General features: G+C 53.7%; 2 protein-coding genes. Both read right to left on the bottom strand.

All coding sequences use genetic code 11. The annotated features are described in order from the left end of the window. Positions 1-81 precede the first annotated feature (81 nt). Complete coding sequence (locus ACOCD2_RS19695) at positions 82-816, bottom strand: hypothetical protein (RefSeq protein WP_293650130.1); 735 nt, start codon at positions 814-816, stop codon at positions 82-84. Next, positions 759-1421, bottom strand: a complete 663-nt coding sequence (locus ACOCD2_RS19690) for a hypothetical protein (RefSeq protein ID WP_293650129.1) — start codon at positions 1419-1421, stop codon at positions 759-761. Before ACOCD2_RS19690 ends, ACOCD2_RS19695 begins: the two co-directional genes overlap by 58 nt. Positions 1422-1478 lie beyond the last annotated feature (57 nt).

Raw genomic sequence — 1478 nt, 5'->3', positions numbered from 1 at the left:
ACATTTGGTTTCTCTTCGTCATCAACATGACTGTATTTTAAAACATTCTGGGGCCGTAATCAGCACCTGATTTGGGGTAATTTATTTTTTCCGAGGCCCATACAGAAGAAATTCCACGCCGGCTTCCACATATCCTTTGATCATCCCTTCGGCACTCAATGCCGGCTTGATGAAACTCCAGGAATCGGCAGGCGGCTCATAAATGGTTTTCAATCCCTTTACTCCGCGTTTGTATGCTATGCCTATGCGCCGCGAGCTTTGTGCTGTCACGCCCGCTGTCAGGCTGGCTTTGAACTCGGCATCCACTCCCAGATAGATGGATATTTCCGGCGTAACCCATACTGGAAATACCCCTACCAGAACAAATTGGCTACCGATAGGAATGGTGGCCACTTTTACCTTTATTTCTTTGCCCGCCGTTTGCAGGTTGACAGTGCCCTCGCCCATGAACTTGATGTCCAGTTGGCTCTTTTCCGACACCATGAAATGGAAATCTTCCAGCCCGCGGGACCAGCCGTAATTCCCCCCTATATCAGGTTTGATCTGAATATCTATGCTTCCCTGGGCGGTGATTTTTGCAGCGCCATTTTCCCACAGAACCACGTTGAGTTCGCTCCTTACCTCGGGTACATCAGAGGAGCGGTCAGCCGCTCTACCCAGTTTCAGGTGGAAGGTGGTGTCCTGGGGATCGTCTGATGGTATGAGGCGAACTCCTTCCAGCCCGGTGAACGCGCTTTCATCGAAGGTTGCGGATGCTCTCATCGCCGACGGAGGTTGGTATCCGCGAAGATCACCATTGGTGAAGGGTGCGGACACCCCCAGGTTCCCTTTGCGATGACATCCTTCAACGCAGCATCGAGAGTGGTTAGACGATAAGTGGTGCTGTCAATTCTGTCGAACGCGGTGACTTTACGCAGAAATCCCCCAGCAGCAGTGGAACCGACGATGAAATCGCCGGTCTGCAGTTGTTGCAGAGAATCGATCAGTTCCGAATGTGAGGGTAGGATGTTCAGCAGCACCACATTGGTATCCAGCACCACGGCGGCTCCACTGAGATCATGCACGGCAGCATTCAGTTCTGTGCTCTTGTAGCCAAATTTGGCCATTACCTGGTGGCTGCTGTCCAGCGCCACTGAACACTGGGACAAATCTGAAGAGACCTGGTCGCAGCCACTCCATCCTAAAATGCGGGTGCTGTCGATCGGTGTTGCAGTCAGCACCAGTTTTCCGGAAGGATTGCGAGCCAGCCAGGCAGTCGGCTTGTTATCTTTATATGGATCGAACTCGCTGTAATTCCTGATTCCGCCAATGTCGCTGACCACCAGTCCCCGGCCGGACAGCACCACTTCGACCCGCACCTGATCATAACGGCTGTCGGTGCCGGGGTAGAGGGCGAAGGCGCTGCCAACGCTGCCAGCCATGGAGAGCGAAGCGAAGGCTGGTAGACCCCAGTAGCCGCGAGGCCGCACTGTTTTCCC

This window comes from Thiolapillus sp., from assembly GCF_048562965.1.
Classification (GTDB): domain Bacteria; phylum Pseudomonadota; class Gammaproteobacteria; order Chromatiales; family Chromatiaceae; genus Thiolapillus; species Thiolapillus brandeum_A.
The sequence above is the reverse complement of the archived record's forward strand: the minus strand, read 5'-3'. Positions and strand labels throughout refer to the sequence as shown.